This is a genomic window from Novosphingopyxis iocasae (assembly GCF_014334095.1).
GTDB lineage: Bacteria > Pseudomonadota > Alphaproteobacteria > Sphingomonadales > Sphingomonadaceae > Novosphingopyxis > Novosphingopyxis iocasae.
On record NZ_CP060495.1, the window covers coordinates 2,365,865 to 2,388,752 of the forward strand.

At 62.3% G+C, this 22,888-nt stretch carries 27 protein-coding genes; 15 read left to right on the forward strand and 12 right to left on the reverse strand.

What is annotated here, in order from left to right:
- Nucleotides 1-5: 5 nt before the first annotated feature.
- Nucleotides 6-1,280 carry a tRNA uridine-5-carboxymethylaminomethyl(34) synthesis GTPase MnmE gene (gene mnmE, locus H7X45_RS11305; RefSeq protein ID WP_187334966.1) on the reverse strand — a complete coding sequence of 425 codons (1,275 nt, stop codon included), beginning with the start codon at nucleotides 1,278-1,280 and terminating at the stop codon, nucleotides 6-8.
- Nucleotides 1,281-1,294: 14 nt separating this feature from the next.
- On the reverse strand, nucleotides 1,295-1,564 hold the full coding sequence (locus tag H7X45_RS11310) for a DUF6489 family protein (RefSeq protein ID WP_187334967.1): 270 nt from the start codon (nucleotides 1,562-1,564) through the stop codon (nucleotides 1,295-1,297).
- Between the two features lie 110 nt (nucleotides 1,565-1,674).
- Between H7X45_RS11310 and H7X45_RS11315 the strand changes: the two genes are divergently transcribed.
- On the forward strand, nucleotides 1,675-2,373 hold the full coding sequence (locus H7X45_RS11315; protein ID WP_187334968.1) for a dienelactone hydrolase family protein: 699 nt from the start codon (nucleotides 1,675-1,677) through the stop codon (nucleotides 2,371-2,373).
- A gap of 105 nt (nucleotides 2,374-2,478) precedes the next feature.
- Here H7X45_RS11315 and H7X45_RS11320 read toward each other — a convergent pair whose 3' ends face one another.
- The 4 genes from H7X45_RS11320 to hemE all read right to left on the reverse strand — a co-directional run bounded on the left by H7X45_RS11320 (nucleotide 2,479) and on the right by hemE (nucleotide 6,240).
- Nucleotides 2,479-3,189, reverse strand: a complete 711-nt coding sequence (locus H7X45_RS11320) for a YjbE family putative metal transport protein (protein ID WP_187334969.1) — start codon at nucleotides 3,187-3,189, stop codon at nucleotides 2,479-2,481.
- Nucleotides 3,190-3,285: 96 nt separating this feature from the next.
- Nucleotides 3,286-4,542, reverse strand: a complete 1,257-nt coding sequence (gene rho / locus H7X45_RS11325; protein ID WP_187334970.1) for a transcription termination factor Rho — start codon at nucleotides 4,540-4,542, stop codon at nucleotides 3,286-3,288.
- Nucleotides 4,543-4,740: 198 nt separating this feature from the next.
- Nucleotides 4,741-5,181 (reverse strand): CopD family protein, encoded by a 441-nt coding sequence (locus H7X45_RS11330; protein ID WP_187334971.1) that lies wholly within the window; start codon nucleotides 5,179-5,181, stop codon nucleotides 4,741-4,743.
- A 9-nt stretch (nucleotides 5,182-5,190) separates the two neighbouring features.
- Entirely contained in the window at nucleotides 5,191-6,240 is a 1,050-nt protein-coding gene (gene hemE / locus H7X45_RS11335; RefSeq protein WP_187334972.1) for a uroporphyrinogen decarboxylase, read from the reverse strand.
- Between the two features lie 298 nt (nucleotides 6,241-6,538).
- Between hemE and H7X45_RS11340 the strand changes: the two genes are divergently transcribed.
- The 11 genes from H7X45_RS11340 to H7X45_RS11390 all read left to right on the forward strand — a co-directional run bounded on the left by H7X45_RS11340 (nucleotide 6,539) and on the right by H7X45_RS11390 (nucleotide 13,604).
- The gene (locus tag H7X45_RS11340) at nucleotides 6,539-7,378 is read left to right on the forward strand and encodes a pyruvate, water dikinase regulatory protein (protein ID WP_187334973.1); all 840 of its coding nucleotides are present in this window, start codon (nucleotides 6,539-6,541) and stop codon (nucleotides 7,376-7,378) included.
- Nucleotides 7,379-7,391: 13 nt separating this feature from the next.
- Nucleotides 7,392-7,985, forward strand: coding sequence for a Maf family protein (locus tag H7X45_RS11345; RefSeq protein WP_187337131.1), 594 nt, complete (start codon nucleotides 7,392-7,394; stop codon nucleotides 7,983-7,985).
- Nucleotides 7,982-8,806 carry a shikimate dehydrogenase family protein gene (locus tag H7X45_RS11350; RefSeq protein ID WP_187334974.1) on the forward strand — a complete coding sequence of 275 codons (825 nt, stop codon included), beginning with the start codon at nucleotides 7,982-7,984 and terminating at the stop codon, nucleotides 8,804-8,806. The genes H7X45_RS11345 and H7X45_RS11350 overlap by 4 nt, the downstream gene beginning before the upstream one ends.
- A gap of 53 nt (nucleotides 8,807-8,859) precedes the next feature.
- Nucleotides 8,860-9,417, forward strand: coding sequence for a dephospho-CoA kinase (gene coaE, locus H7X45_RS11355; RefSeq protein WP_246449889.1), 558 nt, complete (start codon nucleotides 8,860-8,862; stop codon nucleotides 9,415-9,417).
- A 27-nt stretch (nucleotides 9,418-9,444) separates the two neighbouring features.
- On the forward strand, nucleotides 9,445-10,149 hold the full coding sequence (gene dnaQ / locus H7X45_RS11360) for a DNA polymerase III subunit epsilon (protein ID WP_187334976.1): 705 nt from the start codon (nucleotides 9,445-9,447) through the stop codon (nucleotides 10,147-10,149).
- 50 nt (nucleotides 10,150-10,199) lie between these two features.
- Nucleotides 10,200-10,769: a ribosome hibernation-promoting factor, HPF/YfiA family gene (gene hpf / locus H7X45_RS11365; RefSeq protein WP_187334977.1), complete on the forward strand. Its 570-nt coding sequence runs from the start codon at nucleotides 10,200-10,202 to the stop codon at nucleotides 10,767-10,769.
- A gap of 92 nt (nucleotides 10,770-10,861) precedes the next feature.
- Nucleotides 10,862-11,332 (forward strand): PTS sugar transporter subunit IIA, encoded by a 471-nt coding sequence (locus H7X45_RS11370; protein WP_214645488.1) that lies wholly within the window; start codon nucleotides 10,862-10,864, stop codon nucleotides 11,330-11,332.
- The gene (locus H7X45_RS11375; RefSeq protein ID WP_187334978.1) at nucleotides 11,313-11,792 is read left to right on the forward strand and encodes a PaaI family thioesterase; all 480 of its coding nucleotides are present in this window, start codon (nucleotides 11,313-11,315) and stop codon (nucleotides 11,790-11,792) included. Before H7X45_RS11370 ends, H7X45_RS11375 begins: the two co-directional genes overlap by 20 nt.
- Complete coding sequence (locus H7X45_RS11380) at nucleotides 11,789-12,133, forward strand: DUF1491 family protein (protein WP_187334979.1); 345 nt, start codon at nucleotides 11,789-11,791, stop codon at nucleotides 12,131-12,133. The genes H7X45_RS11375 and H7X45_RS11380 overlap by 4 nt, the downstream gene beginning before the upstream one ends.
- Before the next feature lie 176 nt (nucleotides 12,134-12,309).
- Complete coding sequence (locus tag H7X45_RS11385; RefSeq protein WP_187334980.1) at nucleotides 12,310-13,035, forward strand: cell wall hydrolase; 726 nt, start codon at nucleotides 12,310-12,312, stop codon at nucleotides 13,033-13,035.
- 80 nt (nucleotides 13,036-13,115) lie between these two features.
- Nucleotides 13,116-13,604 (forward strand): MmcB family DNA repair protein, encoded by a 489-nt coding sequence (locus H7X45_RS11390; RefSeq protein ID WP_187334981.1) that lies wholly within the window; start codon nucleotides 13,116-13,118, stop codon nucleotides 13,602-13,604.
- A gap of 39 nt (nucleotides 13,605-13,643) precedes the next feature.
- Here the strand turns inward: H7X45_RS11390 and H7X45_RS11395 are convergent, their stop codons facing one another.
- A complete protein-coding gene (locus tag H7X45_RS11395) occupies nucleotides 13,644-14,267 on the reverse strand; it encodes an ankyrin repeat domain-containing protein (protein WP_187334982.1) in 624 nt (207 codons plus the stop codon).
- Between the two features lie 63 nt (nucleotides 14,268-14,330).
- Here H7X45_RS11395 and H7X45_RS11400 point away from each other — a divergent pair, with 63 nt between their 5' ends.
- Genes H7X45_RS11400 through H7X45_RS11410 form a run of 3 tightly spaced genes read left to right on the forward strand, consistent with a single transcriptional unit; the run spans nucleotide 14,331 to nucleotide 16,106 of the window.
- Nucleotides 14,331-14,957, forward strand: a complete 627-nt coding sequence (locus H7X45_RS11400) for an SCO family protein (protein ID WP_187334983.1) — start codon at nucleotides 14,331-14,333, stop codon at nucleotides 14,955-14,957.
- Nucleotides 14,954-15,379, forward strand: a complete 426-nt coding sequence (locus tag H7X45_RS11405) for a YcgN family cysteine cluster protein (protein WP_187334984.1) — start codon at nucleotides 14,954-14,956, stop codon at nucleotides 15,377-15,379. The genes H7X45_RS11400 and H7X45_RS11405 overlap by 4 nt, the downstream gene beginning before the upstream one ends.
- A complete protein-coding gene (locus tag H7X45_RS11410; RefSeq protein WP_187334985.1) occupies nucleotides 15,363-16,106 on the forward strand; it encodes a M48 family metallopeptidase in 744 nt (247 codons plus the stop codon). The genes H7X45_RS11405 and H7X45_RS11410 overlap by 17 nt, the downstream gene beginning before the upstream one ends.
- Here H7X45_RS11410 and H7X45_RS11415 read toward each other — a convergent pair.
- The 5 genes from H7X45_RS11415 to leuS form a co-directional block, all read right to left on the reverse strand.
- Nucleotides 16,100-18,256 carry a transglycosylase domain-containing protein gene (locus H7X45_RS11415; RefSeq protein WP_187334986.1) on the reverse strand — a complete coding sequence of 719 codons (2,157 nt, stop codon included), beginning with the start codon at nucleotides 18,254-18,256 and terminating at the stop codon, nucleotides 16,100-16,102. The genes H7X45_RS11410 and H7X45_RS11415 overlap by 7 nt on opposite strands.
- A gap of 84 nt (nucleotides 18,257-18,340) precedes the next feature.
- Nucleotides 18,341-18,748, reverse strand: a complete 408-nt coding sequence (msrB, locus tag H7X45_RS11420) for a peptide-methionine (R)-S-oxide reductase MsrB (RefSeq protein ID WP_187334987.1) — start codon at nucleotides 18,746-18,748, stop codon at nucleotides 18,341-18,343.
- A gap of 82 nt (nucleotides 18,749-18,830) precedes the next feature.
- The gene (gene holA, locus H7X45_RS11425; RefSeq protein ID WP_187334988.1) at nucleotides 18,831-19,865 is read right to left on the reverse strand and encodes a DNA polymerase III subunit delta; all 1,035 of its coding nucleotides are present in this window, start codon (nucleotides 19,863-19,865) and stop codon (nucleotides 18,831-18,833) included.
- A gap of 7 nt (nucleotides 19,866-19,872) precedes the next feature.
- Nucleotides 19,873-20,364 (reverse strand): LPS assembly lipoprotein LptE, encoded by a 492-nt coding sequence (gene lptE / locus H7X45_RS11430; RefSeq protein ID WP_187334989.1) that lies wholly within the window; start codon nucleotides 20,362-20,364, stop codon nucleotides 19,873-19,875.
- A complete protein-coding gene (gene leuS, locus H7X45_RS11435) occupies nucleotides 20,361-22,880 on the reverse strand; it encodes a leucine--tRNA ligase (protein ID WP_187334990.1) in 2,520 nt (839 codons plus the stop codon). Before leuS ends, lptE begins: the two co-directional genes overlap by 4 nt.
- Nucleotides 22,881-22,888 lie beyond the last annotated feature (8 nt).

The following is a 22,888-nucleotide window of genomic DNA, read 5'->3' on the forward strand; positions in this document are numbered from 1 at the left end:
GAACATTACTTTCCGATGCAGAAGCCGCTGAAAATACGATCCAGCATGTCTTCAGTGTTCGTTCGGCCCGTAAGCCGGTCAAATGCCAGACGCGCGCGCCGCAGCTCTTCGGCTTGCATCAGAGGATCAGCGAGCTGCGTAGCCGTTTCGAAGGCAATAGCGGCGTCCTGCAACGCCGCACGCTGCCGTGCATTCAAGGCAAACTGATCTTCACGCGGCACCAGTAAGCGCCCGCGATGAACCAATAGCGTGATGAGTTGATCAACACCCTGTCGCGTGTGCGCAGACACGCGTAAGACATCGATCGACTTCACCACCTCGATATCGGACTTCGCGGCAATTTCGATCAGCGCTGCGTGAACGGGTCCCTCCCCTTCCTCGCCCAACCACAGCAGAATATCGGCCCGATCAAACGCCGTCCGGGCGCGATCAATTCCTATCAACTCGACACGATCGGACGTCGACTCACGAAGACCTGCGGTATCACTCAGCAAAAACGCGAGGCCACCAAACGCCACCGGCACTTCGATGACATCGCGAGTCGTTCCCGCCTCCTCCGACACGATCGCCGCCTCGCGCGATACGAGCGCGTTGAGCAAACTGGATTTCCCGCTATTGGGCGGACCGGCGAGGACGACGCGGATACCGTCACGCAGGCGTTCCGCAGGCGGAGCGTCTAACGTATCCCTTATTTCGGCTGCCAGCCGACCGGCATCTACCAACTCGGCCGATGAGCCGCTCACATCATCTTCGTCCGAAAAATCCAGATCCGCTTCGACCATAGCCGATAGCAATAGCAAGCGTTCTCGCCAGGCATCGACAAGCCGCCCGAAGCGACTGCTGGCCATGTCGATAGCCGCCCGGCGCTGCCATTCGGTTTCCGCCGACAGGAGATCGGACAAGGCTTCTGCCTGGCCGAGATCGATTCGCCCGTTCGCAAAAGCGCGCCGTGTGAACTCACCAGCCTCCGCAGGTCGCAATCCCTCGATCGAGCCCAACGCCTCTAGCACCGCATTCACCACAGCGCGGCCCCCGTGCAGATGCAACTCCGCCAGGTCCTCGCCCGTCGCTGACCTTGGGCCGGGAAAAATCGTGACCAGCGCCTGATCCAGAATAGCGCCATCCGGCCCCGCCAACTGCCGGTAGGTCAGCTGCCTCGCCTTGATCTCATCCCCCGCCAGCAGGCTGAGCGCGTGCGATGCCTGCGGTCCGCTTATCCGAATGACGGCAATGCCAGCCGGCGGCGCTCCGCTAGATAGTGCAAAGATTGTATCCATCACTGGCTGAGCGGGCGTCAGCTTTCCTTAGGCTTGCTTGAACTCTTGCCACCAGTCGCCGCAGACGTGGCCGCGCCTTCCATAAAGTTCTGAAACAGTTTCAGACCCATTTGACCCATCGGGGCCATCTGTTTCGCGAATGTTTCCAGCTGTTCCAGATTCGTCGCGCCCTTCATCGCCTGAGCGACGTTATCGACGTAGATTTCATTGGCCTTGGTCACATCAGGCAGTCCCATGAATCGCCGAGCCTCTTCGGGCGTGCAATCGATCTCGATGTTCATCTTCATGGCGCTCGGCCTCCTTCGGCTTTGATCGGAACGGCGCTGGACGCCGCTCGTTGCTGATGGAGTCAAGATAGCGACGGGTGGGCCGTCCGCAATGTTCAGGAGAATCCCTTATGACCGCACTGCGCAGCATCGATACGCTCGACGGTGAAAACAGCTTCAATTGCTATGTCGCCGAGCCGGAGGGCGAGGTGAAGGCAGCGATCGTGGTCATCCAGGAGATTTTCGGCGTAAACGCCGGGATTCGTCGCAAAGCGGACAAGCTCGCGGAAGCAGGCTACCTCGCGCTCGCACCGGATCTGTTCTGGCAATTAGAACGCGGGATCGAGCTCGATCCGGATATCGAAGGTGAGATGCAGGAAGCGCTCGATCTGATGGGCAAGTTCGATCAGGATGAAGGCGTTCGCGATATCGAAGCAGCGATCAAGTTCGCTCGCAGCGAATTTGGTGCCAACAAGGTCGGCGCGGTGGGATACTGCCTGGGGGGACGCCTTGCCTACATGACCGCGGCACGCACGGATAGCGACGCCACCGTTGGCTATTATGCCGTCGGAGTCGATGAACTTCTGAGGGAGAAGGAGGCTATCTCCAACCCGCTGATCCTGCATATCCCGGAGGAAGACGGCTTCGTCGACAAGGAGACGCAGGCCAAAATGCATGAGGGCCTGGACGATCATCCGAAGGTCACGCTGTACGACTATCCGGGCATGGACCACGGTTTTGCGACCGAATTCGGCAAACGCCGCGATGAGGAAAACGCAGATCTGGCCGACAAGCGCACGATGGACTTTTTCGCCGAACATCTTGGCTGACCAGTCAGTCCCAGTTTAACCCGCAATGGGCAAAAATAAATGGCCGACAGTGCAGTGCGCTGTCGGCCATATTTTTTGTCCTGCAAATAGCTTTAAACGGCAATCTCAGGTGAAGAGAGAGAGCAATCCAATCGTTTCGCCGCCGCCCACCAGGCCTTCGTAAATCATCTTGCCGGCCACGTAGACGATCACGAGAAGGCCCAGATAGCCCAGCCAGCGGTGTCGCTCGATATATTTGGCAATGATGTTGGCCGCCAGGCCCATCAGGATCACGGAAAGGATCAGGCCGACTACCAGAATGCCCGGATGCTCGCGCGCGGCACCTGCCACCGCAAGCACATTATCGAGGCTCATGGACACGTCGGCAACGGCCACCGCCCATGCAGCCGCGGCGAAGCTCTTGACGGGTTTGACGCCCACTTCTTCGCCGGCAGCACTGCCGCCTTCGCGAAGTTCACGATAGAATTTCCACGCCACCCAGAGGAGCAGCAGGCCGCCCGCGAAGACGAGGCCCACAATACCGAGCAGCCAGGTGACGATTAGCGCGAAAATTATGCGCAGGACCAGCGCTGCGCCGATACCGATCAGGATCACCTTCTTGCGATCCGCGGCGGGTAGGCCGGCGGCCAGTGCACCAACCACGATGGCGTTGTCGCCGGCAAGCAACAGATCGATCGCCAGTACCTGCCCGAACGCAGCGAGCTGCGAGGGCTCGGTAATGTTCGAAAAATCGCTGACGATATGTTGCCAGATTTCGGACGGCGAACCCATCCCTGCGGATGCGGCAGCCTGGGCGAAGAGAAGCAAGTCGATCATATGCTCACCATAGAGTTTCGGCGGACCCGGTGAAGACCGAATCCGCCGATGAATGTGCTTTTCCGGGGCCGATCCGGGCGGGTTGCCCGGACCGCCCTACTGATTCATCGAGTCGAAGAAATCCTCGTTCGACTTGGAATCCTTCATCTTGTCGAGCAGGAACTCCATCGCATCGATCGTGCCCATCTGCATGAGGATGCGGCGCAGCACCCACATCTTGGACAGGACGTCCTTCTCCACCAGCAGCTCTTCCTTCCGGGTGCCGGACTTGCCCACGTCCAGCGCCGGGAAGATGCGCTTGTCGGCAACCTTGCGGTCGAGAACGATTTCGCTATTGCCGGTGCCCTTGAACTCTTCGAAGATCACCTCGTCCATGCGGCTGCCGGTGTCGATCAGCGCGGTGGCGATGATGGAGAGCGAGCCGCCCTCCTCGATATTGCGCGCCGCGCCGAAGAAGCGCTTCGGCCGCTGCAGGGCGTTCGCATCGACACCGCCCGTCAGCACCTTGCCCGAGCTCGGCACCACCGTATTGTACGCGCGGCCGAGGCGGGTGATGGAGTCTAGCAGGATCACCACATCCTTCTTGTGCTCGACCAGGCGCTTGGCCTTCTCGATCACCATCTCGGCGACCTGTACGTGGCGGTTGGCCGGCTCGTCGAAGGTGGAAGAGATGACCTCGCCGTTCACCGAACGCTGCATGTCGGTGACTTCCTCGGGCCGTTCGTCGATGAGCAGCACGAGCAGGTAAACTTCAGGATGGTTGTCCGTGATCGCCTTTGCGATGTTCTGCAGCAAAACGGTTTTACCGGTGCGCGGCGGCGCCACGATCAGCGCGCGCTGGCCCTTGCCCTGCGGCGAGATGATGTCGATCACCCGCGCGCTCTTGTCCTTCACCGTCGGATCGACATTGTCGAGCGTAAGCTTGCTGTCGGGATAGAGCGGCGTGAGGTTGTCGAAGTTCACCCGGTGACGCACCGCATCGGGGTCGTCAAAATTGACCTTCATCACCTTGGTAAGCGCGAAATAGCGTTCCCCATCGCGGGGCGCGCGGATTTCACCCTCCACGGTGTCGCCGGTGCGCAGACCGAACTGGCGCACCATATTGGGCGAGACGTAGATGTCGTCCGGTCCGGCAAGATAGTTCGCCTCCGGACTGCGCAGGAAGCCGAACCCGTCGGGAAGAACTTCGATCGTGCCTAGCCCCAAGATTTCCTCACCATCGTCCGCGCATTCCTTGAGGATGGCGAACATCAGGTCCTGCTTGCGCAGCGTGCTGGCGCCTTCGACGCCCATTTCCTCGGCCATCGAAACCAGTTCGGCGGGCGCAGTGTCCTTGAGTTCCTGAAGATGCATATAAAAATCCATTCCCGGCACGATGCGGGGCGTTGTTGATGCTGGAAAATTGCGGGCGCTGGGATCGGCAGGAAGGCCGTGCGCACGAATGAGGAGGCCCGGACGGGCCGTTCGCGACCGATTTACGGCGCGCCGCGAGAGCTGTCAATCGCAGCTGTGGTGAATAGCCTGCAAGGCAGCCGACTGCCCGCCACGCTGCTAGAAAGGTTTCACCACCACCAGAACAACGATGATTGCAATGGCAATCGCAGGCACTTCGTTCAGAAGGCGCAGCGCCTTGCCGGTCAACGGGCGTTCGCCCCGCGCCAGCTTCTTACCGTAAGCGATGAGATAGCCGTGATAGCCAGACAGGCCGAGCACGAGCAGAACTTTCGCACCGAACCAGCCCATCGACCAGGCCTGGATCGTGACCGCCAGGGTGATCCCCAGAATCCAGACCAGGATCATTGACGGGTTGAGGATGATCTTGATCAGCTTGCGTTCGCGATCGGCGAATTTCTCGGCCTCTTCAGAGCCCGGTGCGGCCTCCTGATGATAAACGTACAGCCGCGGCAGCATGAACAGCCCGGCCATCCAGAAAATCACGAAAATGATGTGGGCTGCCTTCAGCCAGAGATAGAGCACCGAGAGCGTTTCCATTTCGTCCGTTTAGGCGTTTCGGCCAAGCATCCCAAGCAATTTCCGGACATGATCGACCGGCGTATCGGGCAGGATGCCGTGGCCCAGATTGAAGATATGCGGGCGATCGGGGAAAGCATCGCGGATCGCGGACACCGCCTGCTCCAGCTCCGTTCCACCGGCGATCAGCGCCAGCGGATCGAGATTGCCCTGCACTGGCAGGCCCTTGGGCAGGACATCATTTGCCCAGACCGGATCGACAGTTTCGTCCAGGCCCAGCGCATCGACGCCCGTCCCTTCCGCATAAGCGGTAAGCTTTCCACCGGCGCCCTTGGGAAAACCGATGATCGGCGTATCGGGATGGCGTGCGCGCACCCCTTCGACGATCGCACGGTTCGGCGCGATCACCCAGCGATCGAACTGCGCGGGGCTGAGCGATCCGGCCCAGCTATCGAACAGCTGCACCGCATCCGCGCCCGCCTCGATCTGGCCGCTCAGATATTCGATGCTGACTTCGACCAGCCGATCGATCAGCGCACCGAAGCGCTCCGGCTCGCCATAGGCCATGCGTCGCGCGGTCGCTTGATCGCGGCTCCCCTCGCCTGCCACCATATAGGTCGCGACCGTCCAGGGGCTGCCTGCGAAGCCCAGCATGGTGACGTCAGCGGGCAGTTCCGCCTTCACCCGGCGCACGGTCTCATAGATCGGATCGAAGCGCGTGAAATCGGGCGTCAGTTCGGCGAGCTCATGCTCCGCCAGGATAGGCGAAAGACGCGGGCCCTCTCCCTTCACGAACTGCAGGTCCTGCCCCAGCGCGTGGGGAATGATCAGAATATCGGAAAACAGGATCGCCCCGTTGAACCCGAAGCGGCGGATCGGCTGCAAGGTTACCTCGGCGGCCGCTTCGCTATCGTAGACCAGATCGAGAAATCCGCCCTTTTCGGCCCGCAGCGCGCGATATTCCGAGAGATAGCGCCCGGCCTGACGCATGAGCCAGACGGGCGGTGGATCGCGGCGTTCCCCGCGCAGCACGGCGAGCAGAGGCTTGTCGGTTTTCGGCTCTGAAGGTCCACCGGTCATGCGCTTCCTAAATCCTTATATATTTAAAAGAGAGATTGTTGATGGGAGTTGGGCCGTGGACAAGCGCCGTACTAGGTCTATCCACCGCCTTTGCCAACAGATTGACTCCCACCGCCGCGCGACACTGCAATGGATTCGCGAAGCCCTGTGCGCCTTATCAACAGGCTGCGGAAACAAAAGCCGAGCTGTGGATGATTGCTGGGCGAATCGATTGAGGCGTGCGGCTTTGTCCGCAGGCCAGATACTCCCCGGCGCTATCCCTTGATTTATCCACTGGCTCCCAACAAAGCTGTGCCGCATGGACCGCTTCCACCTGCATCTGCTTTCCGACTCCACCGGCGAGACGCTCGACAATATCGTGAAGGCCGCTCTGGCCCAGTTCGATGAAGTCGACGTCGTGAAGCATTTCTGGCCGATGGTGCGGTCCGATGTGCATCTGGAACGCATTCTGGACGATGTTGCCGAAAATCCCGGCATGGTGCTGTTCACGCTCGTCAATTCCGAAACGCGGCGCAAGCTGGAAAACCGCTGCCGTGCGCTGGGCCTTCCGGCGGTGCCCGCGCTCGATGCGGTCACCGATGCATTGTCTGATATGTTCGGGCAGGAGGCCAAGGCACGGCCCGGCCGCCAGCACAGCCTGGATGCCGCCTATTTCGCGCGGGTCGAGGCCATCCAGTTCACCATCGCGCATGATGACGGGCTGCTGCAGGAAGGCTGGGAGGAAGCGGACATCATCCTTGCCGGCGTGTCGCGGACCTCGAAAACGCCGACCAGCATCTATCTCGCCAATCGCGGGTTCAAGACGGCGAACATCCCGATCGTGGTGGAATCGCCGCCGCCCGAAACACTCTATCAACTGCGCAATCCATTGATCGTGGGACTCACCACCAGCGCGGACCGCCTGGTGCAGATCCGTCGCAACCGGCTGTTGTCGCTCAATCAGGCGCCAGAAACCGATTATGTGGAAGGGGACAAGGTGCAGGCCGAGGTGAAGTTTGCGCGGCGCATCTTCGCCGATCGCGGCTGGCCGGTGATCGACGTGACGCGCCGCTCGATTGAGGAAACCGCCGCAGCCATCATCAATCTCGCGAACGACCGCGAGCTGTCCGGCCGCAAGCGCCAAGGAAACATCATATGACGTGGACTATCATATGAGCGGCATCGTCCTGGCCTCGGGCAGCGCAATCCGGCGGCAGATGCTGGAGGCGGCGGGCGTTCCGTTCGAGGTGAAGCCTGCGCGAGTCGATGAAGACTTTTTGAAAGAGGCGCTCGCCGATTTGAAGCCGCGCGACCAGGCTGATGCGCTGGCCGAAGCCAAGGCGCTCCGCGGATCGCAAGCTTCACCGGATCAACTGGTGCTGGGCGCGGATTCGATGCTGGAGCTGGCAAGCGGCGTCCGGCTGGACAAGCCGGAGAGCCCGCAGGCTGCGCGCGAGCAGCTTGCCGCTATGTCCGGAGGGACGCACCGTCTGCACAGCGCCGCGGTGATGGTGGAGGGCGGCGCGTCCGTTTGGCGGCACGTTGAAACCGCGAAGCTGCATGTGCGTGCGCTCTCGCCCGACTTCATCCACTCCTATGTCGACGCCGAATGGGAATCGATCCGCCACACCAGTGGCTGCTTCGAATATGAAGGGAAGGGCGCACAGCTCTTCTCCCGCGTCGAGGGCAGCCATTTCGCGATCCTTGGCCTGCCGTTCCTCCCGCTCCTCCAGTTTCTTCGCGATCGGAAAGTCATGCCGTCATGAAAGCCATTACCGGCCAGCCTTATGCCGAGGTGATCGGCGATCCGGTGGCCCACAGCAAATCGCCAATGATTCACCGCTTCTGGCAGAAGAAGCTCGGCATCGATGGGGACTATCGCACAGCACATGTGACGCCGGACGAACTGGCGGATTATTTCGCCGATCGCGCCGCCGATCCGGACTGGATGGGCTGCAACGTCACGATCCCGCACAAGATCGCCGCGCTCGATCATGTCGCCGATCCGGGCGACGTGCGGGAGAGCATCGGCGCGATCAACACCGTGTTTCGCGGCGAGGAAAGTGAACTCACCGGCACCAACACCGACGCGGCAGGCTTCTGGGCACCGATTTCCGAGCGGAATTGGAGCGGGCGCCATGCCGTCGTCGTCGGATCGGGCGGCGCGGCGCGCGCGGTGCTGTTCGCGCTCGCCAAGGGTGGCATCGGCGAGGTGACCATGGTCGCCCGCAGCGGCCTGAAGGCCATGGGCCTGCTCGCGCATTTCGGCCTGAAAGGCGGCGTGCAGGATTTCGACGCCAAGCTGCCGCCCGCACATTTGCTGGTGAACGCCAGTCCGCTCGGCATGGCCGGGCAGGAAGCGTTGGAGCTGGATCTCGATCCGCTGAAGCGCGGCGCATTGGTCTATGATCTGGTCTACAAGCCTGTTGAAACCGCGCTGCTGCGCCAGGCCGCGGACCGCGATCTGGAAACGGTGGACGGCCTGTCCATGCTGGTGGCGCAGGCCGCCTTTGCCTTTGAACTGTTCTTCGGGCAGCCTGCGCCGGAGGAGGGTCAAGACGCCCTGTTCGAAAAGCTGGGCGCGTGAGCGCAGCGCAAAAGGTACAGCCGCTGGTGATCGGCCTCACCGGGTCGATCGGCATGGGCAAATCCACCGTTGCCGCGATGTTTACCGAAGCCGGTGTTCCCGTGTTCGATGCTGACGCCGTCGTGCGCGAATTGCAGGGACCGGGCGGCGCGCTCGTTCCGCTCATCGAGGCGGCCTTCCCCGGCAGCACTGGCGAAGGCGGCGTAAAGCGGGATGATCTTGGCGCAATGGTTTTCGGCAAGCCCGATGAACTGGCGCGGCTAGAATCGATCGTTCACCCTGTCGTCGCGAACCGCCGGCTCGCCTTTTCGGAGGAGCATCGCGATGCACCGTTGATCCTGTTCGATATTCCGCTCCTGTTCGAAAAGGGCGGGACCGAAGGCGTCGATGTTGTTGTTGTGGTCAGCGCGCCCGCCAAGGTGCAGCGAGAACGCGTTATGGCGCGGCCGGGCATGACGAAAGAGAAGTTCGAACATATTCTCGGCGTCCAACTGGACGATGCTGCCAAGCGCGCCCGTGCGGACCATGTGATCGACACCGGAACGACGCTGGAGGAAACACGCGCGCAGGTCAGCGAGCTGGTCGCGACCATGCGCGCCTCCCTTGCCTGACCCGGCGAAAAGGCCGATATGATAAGCATGCGCGAAATCGTCTTCGATACCGAAACCACCGGCACCGACCATGAAAATGGGGACCGGATGGTCGAGATCGGCTGTATCGAGATGATCGACCGGGTGATGACCGGCCGCACCTATCACTGCTATTTCAATCCCGAACGGGCGATGGATCCGGGCGCCGAACGTGTTCACGGTCTTGGCGATGCGTTTCTGAAAGACAAGCCGCGCTTCAACGAAAAGGTGCGGGAGCTTTTGGATTTCATCGGTGACGACAAGCTTGTCGCGCACAACGCCATGTTCGATTTCGGCTTCCTCAATATGGAACTCGATCGGTGTGGTCAGCCCACCGTCGATTATGCGCGGATGGTCGATACGCTGGCGATTGCGCGCAAAAAGCATCCCGGGGCGAAGGCTTCGCTCGATGCCCTTTGCAGCCGCTACGGGATCGATCGGTCCCACCGCGTCAAGCATGGGGCGCTGCTGGATGCCGAACTGCTGGCACAGCTTTATATAGAGCTGACCGGCGGGCGGCAGATCGGTCTGGGCCTGGCGGCGGATGCGGACGATGCGGCTGCCACATCGCGCACTGCGCCCAGCCTGCTGCCCACCGGGCCGATGCGCCCGCCGCGCCACCATGCGCCGACGGAGGCCGAGCTTGCGCGCCATCAGGCTTTCGTCGCGGGCATCGAAGGCTCGCTTTGGAGCAGTGGCCGCGCGCGCGTCTGAACCCTTCGGCTTCCGGGCCGTTGAGCGACAACCAGAAGGAGAAAAATCCCATGAAGATTCAGGTTTCGGGCCATCAGGTCGATACGGGTGAGGCTCTGCGCGAGCATGTCGAGACCAAGATGACGGCGCTTTCCGAAAAATATTTTCCCGAAACCATTTCGGGTCAGGCCACCTTCGGCCGCGGCCCGCATGACGGCTTCAGCTGCGATATCGTGACCCATGTGATGCAGGGCCTCTGGCTCAATGCATCGGCCAATGCGCAGGACGCGCACCAGGCGTTCGACGCCTCGCTCAACAAGATCGAAAAGCAGCTGCGCCGCTACAAGCGCCGCCTGAATGATCGTCATAGCCAGGCCGCACAGGCGCTGAAGGAAGAAGAGGCCGGCTATACGGTGTTCGATTCCGAAGCTGAGGCGGACGAAGTGGCCGACGCACCGCCGATTATTGCAGAGTTGCGTGCCAATATTCCCGAAGTTTCGGTATCCGACGCGGTCATGGTGCTCAACATGCGCGATACGCCTGCTCTATTGTTCAAAAATTCTGGAACAGGGCGTCATAATATGGTCTATCGCCGCAACGACGGCACGATCGGATGGGTAGAGCCTCAGGCCGCATCCTGAATTTCCGTCACCGCCCACGGCCGACAACGCGTCCGTGGGCGGGAACGACCAGAACAATTCGACGCACCGCGTTGGGGTGCGGAGCCTGATCCATGAATATTCAACTCAGTTGCGGCTTGCGCGAAGACGCGGTGATGTCTCGAGCCTCGATCGCTAGCAAGCACGCGTTGTTCGATTTGCTGTCGCAGCAAGCAGAGGCGGCCTACGGGCTGGATGCGGAACAGTTGCGCGCCGCGCTCGAACAGCGCGAGAGCCTCGGGTCGACCGGATTTGGATCGGGCGTTGCCATCCCGCATGCGCGCCTCGCGGGACTGGACGAGCCACTGGGTCTTTTCGTGCGGCTGGATAAGGCGCTGGATTATGCCAGCATCGACGATCGGCCGGTCGATCTGATTTTCTGCCTCGTCTCGCCGGCGGGGGACGGAGCGCGGCATCTGCGCGTGCTCGCCGAAGTATCTCGCACCATGCGGAGCGAGTCCAATCAGCAACGGTTGCGCGGCGCGGCCGATGCCGCAGCGATCTTTTCGCTGCTATCGGGGCTTTATGAGTTTGACGCCGCCTGAGCCGACCCCCACCGGAAGTGGAGAGGAAGCGCATTTCCGCGCGCTTGAGTCGCTCTATCGGGCGGCACCGATCAACCGCCTGTTCGAATCGGATATTGCGATTACCGGCCCCGGCCAGTGCGATATCGTTTTCGACGTCGACGAACGCTATTTCCATGCCGCGGGCGCGGTGCATGGATCGTCCTATTTCAAGATGCTCGACGATGCCGCCTTTTATGCGGTGAACAGCCTGGTGACCGATCGTTTCGTGCTCACCACCGCCTTCAACCTGCTCTTTACGAAGCCGATCAAACCGGGGCGCCTGCGCGCGAGCGGTCGCTGGCTGAGCGGTCGCAAGCGCGTCTATGTTGCCGAAGCGACGCTGATCGATGGCGACGGCGAAGAAGCGGGGCGTGGCACCGGCACCTTCATGCGATCGCACATTCCGCTCGCGGGATTGCCCGGTTACAAGAGCGCATGAGCGAACCGCGCGTCGCCGCCAAGGTTCAGGTCGACGCGATTCGACGGCTTTGCGAGCGCGAGGGCGGATTCGCGATGGTGCTATCGCGCGGCGATCCTGTCGCCGGAGACATCCTCATCATCTCTCGTATACGAGGCGGATCGCCTGCGCTCATCCGGCGCGCGCTGCGATGGGACGGACCGCCAAGCTGGCGGGACACCGAAACGCAACTGTTTGAAAATGAAGAGAAATTGACGGTATTTCTCGACCAGAAGCGAGCAGTTGATCGGGATCTTTGGTTAATAGATCTGGATATCCCGGACTCGGAACGGTTCATCGCGCTTCTGCACGACTTCGTTTGACTCCGGAAACAACCACGCTAAATGCGCCCCCCATAACGAGCGCAAGTGGCCAATGGTTCCGTCTGGGGGGACGAGAATCGGCAAACACGCGAGACGGAAGATCGTCCCGAGCAGATTGGGTTAGCGTTTTTTAGGTTTCTGCTCAGCGGGCATCTGCCGCTTAACAAGCGAATGCAATGTTCCATTATCTGAAAGCTGCGGCTGCCGCGGCTCTTTTTGTTTTGGCTCTCACTGCCATCACGCTGACCGATGTCAGCTCTGCTTTCGCTGCTGAAGAGCAGCAACAAAACATTCTGGACGCCGGTGAAATCCGGATCGATCCGGCGGTACTGGCCGAACTGAAGGCCAATGAAGCGGCTGTCGATGCCGCCGTTGCGGCGGAAGACAATACCGCCCAGCCCAATGATGAAAACATCGTCTTCGTGAGCAATCCGGTGATCATGCCGTTGCCCGAGCGCTCTGCTCCGAAGGCTCCCGATTTCAGCGAAGCAACCTCGCTCGCCCAGCTTGTCGATATGCAGGACAGCAGCGCCGATCTCGATGCCGAGCAGCGCTGCCTGGCCGGAACCATCTATTTCGAATCGAAGGGCGAATCGCTGGAAGGCCAGCTGGCCGTTGCCAAGGTGGTGCTCAATCGCACTGCTTCTTCGCGCTGGCCGAATTCGATCTGCGGTGTTGTTTATCAGAAAAGCCAGTTCAGCTTCGTGCGCGGCGGTAAGATGCCCCGTATCGCAAAATCCAGCCGGGCCTGGAAGCGCGCAAAGGCCATCGCCAGGATCGCGCTAGACGATAGCTGGCAGACCGATGTGGACGATGCCCTGTTCTTTCACGCCAATTATGTGAAGCCCGGTTGGCGCCTGACGCGCATCGGAGCGGTGGACCGGCACATCTTCTACCGCTGAACGAGCGCATGACAGACGGATGATAAGGGCCCCGCTTTTGGGGCCTTTATTATGTTCCCGTCCTGTTCTAGTCTCCGACCATGCTCGATATCGCTACCCAACCCGATCTCTGCGGTGCCGCCGCCGTCACCCGTGGCCTTCGCCGCATGTTCGCGAGGCATCAGATTTTTCTGCTTCCCGAGGTTTCCTTGCGCAACGGCCGACGTGCGGACCTGATGGGCATCGATGCCAAGGGGCAGCTGATCATCGTGGAGATCAAATGCTCGCGCGCCGATCTGCTCGGAGATCAGAAGTGGCGCGACTATCTGGAATTTTGTGACCGGTTCTACTGGGCGGTGCCGCCGGAGATGGACGACAAGTTGCTGGAGCGTGAGGTTCTGGAGCCAGAGCGCACCGGCCTGATCGTCGCCGATGCCTATGATGCGGCGATTGTGCGTCCGGCGGTTAGCACGCCGCTGGCGGCGGCGCGGCGCAAGACCGAATGCCAGCGGTTGGCGCGTATAGCGATGCGGCGGCACACCATGTTGTGCGATCCGGAAGTGGGCTGGGGGCCGGAGCCATCCGATTGAGACAGCTGTCCAGCCAGTATAACCAAGACTGCCGTAGAGTTATTTAATGCCGGAGAAGTCCAGTTCGCCTTCGCTTTCCGCCTTGGCGGCGGGCTTGTTCTGCAAAAGATCGACCAGATCGCTCGAACGCCGGTCCAGCTTGGCGTAATCGAGTGCCGAGCGACCGCTGGCATGATCCGTAATGTTCGGATTGGCACCGTTCTTCATCAGCAGACGGATTGCCTCGCTGTCGCGCAGCTGGACGGCACGGATAAGCGGAGTTTCCCCGGCGCGATTCGCTTCGTCCACCTTGCCGCCATATTTCAGCAGCAGCTCCATCCCGTCGAGATAACCCAGCTGCGTCGCCAGCATCAGCGGCGTATCACCATTGCGATCGCCGATATTGGGATCCGCCTTGTTGGCGAGCAGGAAGGTGATCCAGGTGGAATCGCGCCGTTCGACCACCATATGCATGGCGGTCTTGCCATCGCTTGAGCGCTGCGCGTTCACCACCTTGTTGGACGGCGTCTGCAACATCGACGTCGCCTTGGTGCCGTCCCGGTCCTCAACTGCCTTCAAAAAGGTATAGGCAGGGGAGACCTGTTGGGCTTCCGCCGATGCGAACGGCGTGGGTAGCGGCGCGAAAGCGGCTGCGACCAGGGCGGCAGGGATGATAAGGCGCATGATGATTAAAGGCCCGGTTGATGGTTGATCGCGCCTATTTAGCAGACCAAAAGAAAGCCTGTCATGAACAAAGCCGGATTCCTCCCTATTTTCGCCGCGCTGCTGCTCGCGTCCTGTGGTGGCGGTAATAGCGAGCCGACCGTGCCCGAACGCCCGCCGCTGGAAGGTGCCAGCATCGGCGGGCCGTTCACATTGACCGGAAGCGACGGAAAGCCTGTCTCTTTCTCGGATTTCGACGGCAAATATCGGATCGTGTATTTCGGCTACACCTATTGCCCCGACGTCTGCCCCATCGACATGCAGAAGATCAGCGCGGGATTGCAGCGCTTCACGAAGGCGCACCCGCAGCTTGGTAAGGACATCCAGCCGATCTTCATCAGCGTCGATCCGGAGCGGGATACGCCTAAAGTGGTGGGCGATTATGTGAACAACTTTGGCAACCGCTGGGTCGGCCTCACGGGTACGCCGGACGAGATCAAGAAAGTGGCGGATCAGTTTGCGGTCTATTACGCCAGGGAAGAGGGCTCCGGCCCGGACGATTATCTGATGTCTCATTCCCAAACGCCCTATCTGCTAGGGCGGGAAGGGCAGCCGCTTGCGATCTTGCCGGTGGACGAGCCCTCCACCCCAGACACGGACGAGGGCAGCGCACAGGCGATCGCCGCCGAGCTGGAACGCTGGGTCCAATGAGCACGCCCTTCTGGGAGAAGCCGATCGAGGCGCTGGACCGCGGCGAATGGGAGGCTTTGTGCGACGGCTGCGGCAAATGCTGCATGCACAAGATCGAGGATGAGGATACCGGGCGCATCTATGATACGAATGTGTCCTGCCGCCTGCTCGACACGCAGACCGCGCAATGTTCCGATTATCGCCGCCGCCGCTTTCTGGTGCCGGACTGCATCCGCCTCTCGCGGGCCAAGATCGATCAGTTCCCCTGGCTGCCGAAAACCTGCGCCTACCGCCTGCGAGCAGAGGGCAAGCCCCTTCAAGACTGGCACTATCTGATCAGCGGCGATCGGGAGAGCGTGCACGAGGCGGGTATTTCAGTGCGTGGCCGCGCGATTTCGGAAATTGAAGCAGGCCCGCTGGAAAACCATGTTCTGGAAGACTGAACCGCGCGATCCGCAGGTCGAGGTGGCCGGGCGCATCTACCCCCTCAGGATCAAGCGGCTTCCCCAGGCACGGCGCATGAGCTTGCGGGCCGATCCGGTGCGCGGCGAGGTGAAGGTGACGGGCCCCACGCGCCTACGCACCGCCGAAGCGCTGGCCTTTGCCCGATCGCGCCAACGCTGGCTGGCGGAGCGTTTCGCCGCGGCGGCCGAGCCGGTTCGGCTGATGCCGGGCCAGAGCATTGGCTTTTGCGGCGAGCCTGTCGAGATCGTTCATGACGCCGGCTTGGCGCGCGGCGTGCGCATGGAGAATGACCGGCTGCTGGTCGGCGGCCCGGCGGACCATGCGGCAGCGCGCGTCGAGCGCTGGCTGCGCGGGCAGGCGCGCACCCTCATGGCGGCAGACCTTGCTTTCTACTGCACGCGCGCGGGCCAGGAAGAGCCGAAGCTGTCGATCGGGGATGCACGGTCGCGCTGGGGCAGCTGCTCCAGCCGCGGGCACATCCGGCTCGGTTGGCGCCTCGTGATGGCACCGGCGATTGTGCGCCGATCCGTGGTTGCGCATGAAGTCGCGCACCTCGTCCATATGGATCACAGTGCGCGCTTTTACGCGCTCCTGGACGAGATCTTCGAAGGCGATCGGAAAGCCTGTGACGCATGGTTGAAAGCCCATGGCACCGGCCTTCACATGATCGGTGCCGCGGCGGGCCGATCGCCGGACGATCAGTAGATCAGTTCATCCTCGCCCTGTTCGCTAGGGCGTTCATCGTTTCTGGGCTGCGGCGGAACCTGCGTGGCATCTGGACGGCGCGGGGTGCCGGGGGCGGGTATCTGCCCCTGGTCCGGGCGCCGCGCGGGCTGTTGATCCTGCCGCTGCTGCCCACGGCCCAGAGCGCGATCGATCCAGCTCTGGTTGAGCACCGGCTCATCCTGCGCCGGTAAACGACCGTCGCCGGTGGGCGGATTGCCCTCGATCGGCATGCCATATTCATCGCTGAACGCACCGTCCTCCGGGGCGCCATAGAACGCGCCCTCGTCGTCCTCCAGCTGCCAGTCCGGCAGCGTCACCTCGGTATCGAATTTCTGCACCGGGCGATCGGCGGTTGCCCCCTTCATGAAGGCGGCCCAGGCGCGGGCGGGCGCGGTGCCGCCCTGCAGGCCGCGTACCGCCTTGGCGTCATCCCGTCCCATCCAGACGCCGGTGGTGAGCCCGCTGGAAAAGCCGAAAAAGGTGCCGTCCTTGTTGCTCGTCGTGGTGCCGGTCTTGCCCGCCGCCGGGCGTCCGATCTGTGCCGCGCGGCCGGTGCCTGCCTGCACCGCGGTCTGCAGAAGATCGGTCATCGTTGCAGCGACATAATCGTCGACCAGCGCCGCGCCGGGCCGGTCGCGGCGCTCATAAAGCACTTCATTGTCGATCGTCGTCACTTTGATGATGCCATAAGGATTGATCGCGCGGCCACCGTCGGAAATCTCAGCAAAGGCGCGGGTCATGTCGATCAGGCGGACCTCGGACGTGCCGAGCACCATGGCCGGGTGCGTGTTGATGGGTGTGCTGATGCCGAAGCGCCGGGCCATACCGGCGACGGTGTTGAAACCCACTTCATTGCCGATCTGTGCGGCCACCGTGTTCTTGGAATAGGCAAAGGCGTTGCGCACGGACATCGCGCCGGCATAGCTGCCGCCGCTGTTACGCGGTGTCCAGCCGTCGATCTGTACCGGCTCGTCGGTCACAACATCGTCGGGGCTGTAGCCCGATTCGAGCGCCGCGAGATAGACGAACAGCTTCCAGCTCGATCCCGGCTGTCGCACCGCGGTCACCGCGCGGTTGTAGTTCGAGCTGACATAGTCCGATCCGCCAACCATCGCGCGGACCGCGCCGTCATTTTCCATCGAGACCAGCGCGCCCTGCGCTCCTGAAGGCACATTCGCTTGGATCGCGGCCGTGGCGAGGCGCTGCATCGAAAGATCCACCGTGGTCCAGACGTCGATCGGCTTCACCGTTTCGTCGATCAGCGTATCTAGCTGGGGCAGCGCCCAGTCGGTAAAATAGCGCACACTGTTCTGCGGCGGCTCGGGCGCTAGCGCGACGTCAGCGGGTTCGATCGAGGCCGACTGGCCGGGCGTGATCACGCCGGTCTGTTCCATCGCCTTCAGCACCACCGAGGCGCGACCGATCGCGGCCTGCGCATCGGCGGTGGGCGAATAGTTGGACGGCGCCTTCACGAGGCCTGCGATAATCGCCGCTTCGCCCAAGCTGAGCTGGGTTGCGCCATGATCGAAGAATTTGCGGCTGGCGGCGTCGATGCCGTAGGCGCCGCCGCCGAAATAGACCTTGTTCAGGTAGAGCTCGAGGATCTGGTCCTTGGAGAATTTGCTCTCCATCGCCATCGCCAGGATCGCCTCGCGAATCTTACGGCCCGTGGAATAGCTGTTGTTGAGGAAGATCGTCCGCGCCAGCTGCTGCGTGATGGTGGACGCGCCCTGAAGGCGGCGGTCGGTGTTGCGGTTCTGCCATGCAAAGTAGATCGCGCGGGCCAAGCCCTTGGGATCGATACCAAGATGCGAGCGGTAGCGGCGATCCTCGATGGAGATCATCGCGTCCTTCATCACTTGCGGAATTTCGCTGCTGGGCAGCCAGCGCCCGTAGCTGGGGCCGATTTCCTGGATGATCGTGCCGTCCACCGCGCGCACGCGGATCATCTGGCCCTGCTCGATATTCTTAAGGTCGGTGTAGCTGGGCAGTTCCGAGCGCGCGACCGCCACCATGACGACAAGCGCGATCAGGCCGATCAGTCCAAGAGCAATGCCGATCTGCGCCAAGCGCACAAAGGTGCGCATGACGGGACCGCGTCTTTTCTGCGTTGATTTACCCCTCGCCATTCAGCGAACCGATACTCCCTAGCTCGCGCTCTCACAAGCGGGGTGGGGGTTTACCGGCGCTGAATGATGCCGATTATCGGCCTGTCAGGCGTCCTCTTCTTCGGGTTCGAAATCCAGCGATGCGCTGTTCATGCAATAGCGCAGGCCCGTGGGCGGCGGCCCGTCCGGAAAGATGTGGCCCAGATGGCTCTCGCAATTGGCGCAGCGCGCTTCGGTACGGATCATGCCGTGGCTGGTGTCGCGCACTTCCTCCACGGCATTTTCGGTTGCAGGCTGGGTGAAGCTAGGCCAGCCCGAGCCGCTGTCATATTTGTCGGCGCTATCGAACAGTTCATTGCCGCAGGCGGCGCAGAAATAGGTGCCGTCCCGTTTTTCGGAGTTGAGCTTGCCCGTGAATGCGCGCTCGGTGCCGCCTTCGCGAAGAATTTGGTAGCGCTCGGCCCCCAGTTTTTCGCGCCATTCGGCTTCGCTCATGGTTTTCACTTCACTCATAACGCGTCCTCGATCGCTGGAGGGGTTTGACCTTGGGAATTTGGAATGCTGCGGGAACGCGCGAGAGCGGCGCGCCGTTCCCTCAGCCTCTGCGTGGCTGCGCGGCGCGGGCGATCAGCAGCAATTCGTTCGAAAGCACCGGGCCGGCCAGATCCGATCCGCCGGTCATCAGCCGCCGCTCTAGCTCGAACAGGCGGGCGTTCAACCGCGCGAGCTTGGCCGAGGACCATGCGGCAAGCGCACTCTTGTAAGCGCCTTGTTCCTTGAAAAAGATGCTGCGCGTGCGGTCCACCAGCGGACCGATCTGCGCACCTTGATCGACTTCGGCGCGCAGCGCGGCGAGTTGTACCACGCGGCGCTGCAGGGCTTTCACAATCCGCACCTCATTCACGCCCAGTTCGCGCGCGCTGGCAATTTCTTGGCTGGCAACGGCGATCTGGCCGGCCATCACCGCGCCGAGCAGTGCCGAGATGTCCTCCTCCAGCGTTTCGGCGCCCAGTTTGGCGAGCATATCCGGCTCCACCGTCGCAGGCCGGTCGGGCGCGGCATCGCAATAGAGGGCCAGCTTGTCGATCTCATTGGCAGCCAGCGTGCGATCATGCCCTGTGCTTTCGGCGAGCCGCTGCGCAAGAACGCGCTCCATCCGGAGGCCCGCGGCTCCGGCCAAGCGCTGGACATGCGCCACCGCATCGGCCTCGCTCGGCGGGTAGCAGGCCATCGCCATCACCGCTGGGTGGCCCTGCGCCAGCTTGCGCAGCTTATTGGTGGGGGTGAGGTTGCCGGTGGTGGCGATTACCGGGGTGCCGGCCTGCTCCGCTTCCAGCAGGTTCTCGATCGCCGCCAGCCCCTCGTCGCGTTGCAGGCGCAGGCGGATATAACGCTTGTCACCGAATAGCGAGATCGACGCGGCCTCGTCCGCCAGCAGAGCGCTGTCCGACCGTAGCTGCGCCCCGTCGATATCGATCCGCTCGGCATCCTTCATTTCGGCCGAAAGCTTGCGCGCAATATCCTCGATGGTCGACGGATCGGTGCCGAACAGCAGGAACAGGCGGATATCGTCGCGCCGTCCTATCGCTCCGATCAGATCGCGTTCGGAAATTCTCGGGGCGCGCGCCATCGCCGGCTCAAGACGCCGGGCGCGCCTGCACGGACAGGCGCGTCACGATCTGGCTCGCCAGCCGGTCGGCAAGGTTTTCCAGCGCGGTGTTCTCCGCCGCGATCACCGCATATTCGGAGGAGACGACATCGATGCCCGCATCGGTACCCTCGGTCGCGTCGAGAATAATGTTGCCGCTCGACAGCTCAGTGAGCTGGAAGCGGGCGCGCAGCGTGCGCCGTTCGCGCGTTACGGCATCATCGCTTCGCACGCCGAAGCCGGTGATGTCGTCATCCAGCTTCACCGTCAGCTTGTAGCGCGGTGCGCCGCTGCCGAGCGGTTGGAGCCGCTCTTGCAACGCATTGCGCACCAGCCAGCCGTCCCGGCCCGGAATGGGATCCACCGCGACACTTCCCAGCGCATTGGCGACGGGGCCGTTGCTCCCGCCGGCATAAAGCGGCCGGAGCCCGCAGCTTGGCAGCATCAGCACCGCAGCAGCTAGGAGCAGGAGGCGTATCATATCACGATGTTAACCAGCCTGTCGGGCACCACGATCACCTTGCGGATGTCCGCGTCACCGATCGTGCGCCGGATCTTGTCGGATGCGAGCGCGGCTTCCTCCAGCGCAGCCTTGTCCATGCCCTTCGGCACGGTCAGCGTATCGCGCAGCTTGCCCTTCACCTGGATGGCGACGGTGACTTCGTCCTCCACCAGCAGCGCGGCGTCATGCTCAGGCCATGGCGCATCGGCAATCAGGCCTTCGCCGCCCAGGCGTTCCCAACAGGTTTCGGCCAAATGCGGCGCCATTGGCGACACCAGCAGCACCAGCGTGCGAATCGCTTCAGCGCGCGTGGCGGAAGCGTCCGCCTTTTCGACTGCATTGGTCAGTTCGTAGATTTTGGCGACCGCCTTGTTGAAGCTTAGCGCCTCGATATCTTCTCCCACGCCAGCGATGGTCTGGTGCAGCTTACGCAGCAGGGCCTTGTCCTCACCCTGGCTGTCATCGGAAGAGCCAACCAGACGCCAGACACGCTGGGCGAAGCGCCAAGCGCCCTCGATGCCGGCATCGCTCCACAGCAAATCGCGCTCCGGCGGGCTGTCGGACAGCATGAACCAGCGCACGGCGTCCGCGCCATATTGATCGACGATCGCATCGGGATCGACTACGTTTTTCTTGGACTTGGACATCTTTTCGACGCGGCCCGCGATCGCGGGGCTGCCGTCGGAAATGCGCACCCAGTCCGCGCCGTCCTTCTTCACTTCATCGGGCGAAAGCCAGCTTCCGTCACCGGCAGACCAGGTCTGGTGCGTCACCATGCCCTGCGTGAAGAGGCTCTCGAACGGCTCGGCTACGTCGATCTTGCCGATCGATTTCAGCGCGCGTGTCCAGAAGCGGGCATAGAGCAGATGCAGGATCGCATGCTCGACCCCGCCGATATACTGGCCGACGGGCAGCCAGCTTTCGGCTTCCGCCTTGTCGAAAGGCTGATCGCCGGGCTGGCTGGCGAAGCGGATGAAATACCAGCTGGAATCGACGAAGGTGTCGAGCGTGTCGGTCTCGCGCCGCGCCAATTTCCCGCATTTCGGGCAGACTACCTTGCTCCAGGTCGCATGGCGATCGAGCGGATTGCCCGGCGTCTCGAAATCGACGTCCTCGGGCAGCACCACGGGCAACTGGTCCTTGGGCACCGGCACCACACTGCAATCGTCGCAATGGATGATCGGGATGGGCGTGCCCCAGTAACGCTGGCGGCTGACGCCCCAGTCGCGCAGGCGCCAGGTCGTCGTCGCCTCGCCCCAGCCCTCGGCCTCGGCGCGTTCGATCACCGCGGTTTTGGCGGCCTCGATCTCCATCCCGTCGAGGAAGCGCGAATTGACGATCGTGCCTTCGCCGGTGAAGGCTTCGTCGCCCACGGGCTCGTCCGCATGGCCGGTTGCGGAAACCACGCGGTTGATCGGCAGGCCGTATTTGCTGGCGAATTCGAAATCGCGCTGGTCATGCGCGGGCACGCCGAAAACGGCGCCGGTGCCATAGTCCATCAACACGAAATTGGCGACGTAGACCGGCAGCTCCCACTCGGGATCGAGAGGGTGCACCGCTTTCAAGCCGGTGTCGTAACCCTTCTTCTCGGCAGTCTCGAGCTCGGCCGCGCTGGTGCCGGAGCGGCGGCAGTCGTCGGCGAAGGCGGCGAGATCGGCGTCCTTTTCGGCCAGCGCCAGCGCGATCGGATGGTCCGCCGCCACGGCGACGAAGCTCGCGCCGAAAATCGTGTCCGGGCGGGTGGAGAAGACTTCGATCGAGGAGGCGGGCGCATCCGCACCGCTTGCCAGTTCGAAGCTGAAACGCAGGCCCTGGCTCTTGCCGATCCAGTTGGACTGCATCAGCCGCACCTTGTCCGGCCAGTCCTTGAGGTCGCCCAGGCCGTCCAGCAGTTCCTCGGCGAAGTCAGTGATCTTGAGGAACCATTGGGACAGCTTGCGCCGTTCGACGGGCGCGCCGCTGCGCCATCCCTTGCCGTCGATCACCTGTTCATTGGCAAGCACGGTCATGTCGACCGGGTCCCAATTGACCGCGCTTTCCTTACGATAGACCAGGCCCGCGTCGTAGAGATCGAGGAACAGCGCCTGTTCGTGCCCGTAATAATCAGGCTCGCAGGTGGCGAGTTCCCGGCTCCAGTCGAACGCGAAACCGATGCGCTTCAACTGCGCCTTCATGTGCTCGATATTGGCGCGGGTCCATGTTCCGGGATGGACCTTCTTCTCCATCGCGGCATTTTCGGCCGGCATGCCGAACGCGTCCCAGCCCATCGGGTGCAGAACAGCATGGCCGGTCATCGCCTTGTAGCGCGCCAGCACATCGCCCATCGTATAGTTGCGCACATGGCCGATGTGGATGCGCCCGGACGGATAAGGGAACATCTCCAGCACATAGGACTTCGGCCGATCCGGATGGCGATCGGCGCGGAAGCTTTGCTGCGCTTCCCATTCCTTTTGCCACCGCGCATCGGCGATGTGCGGGTTGAAGCGGTCTGCCATCTCTAAAC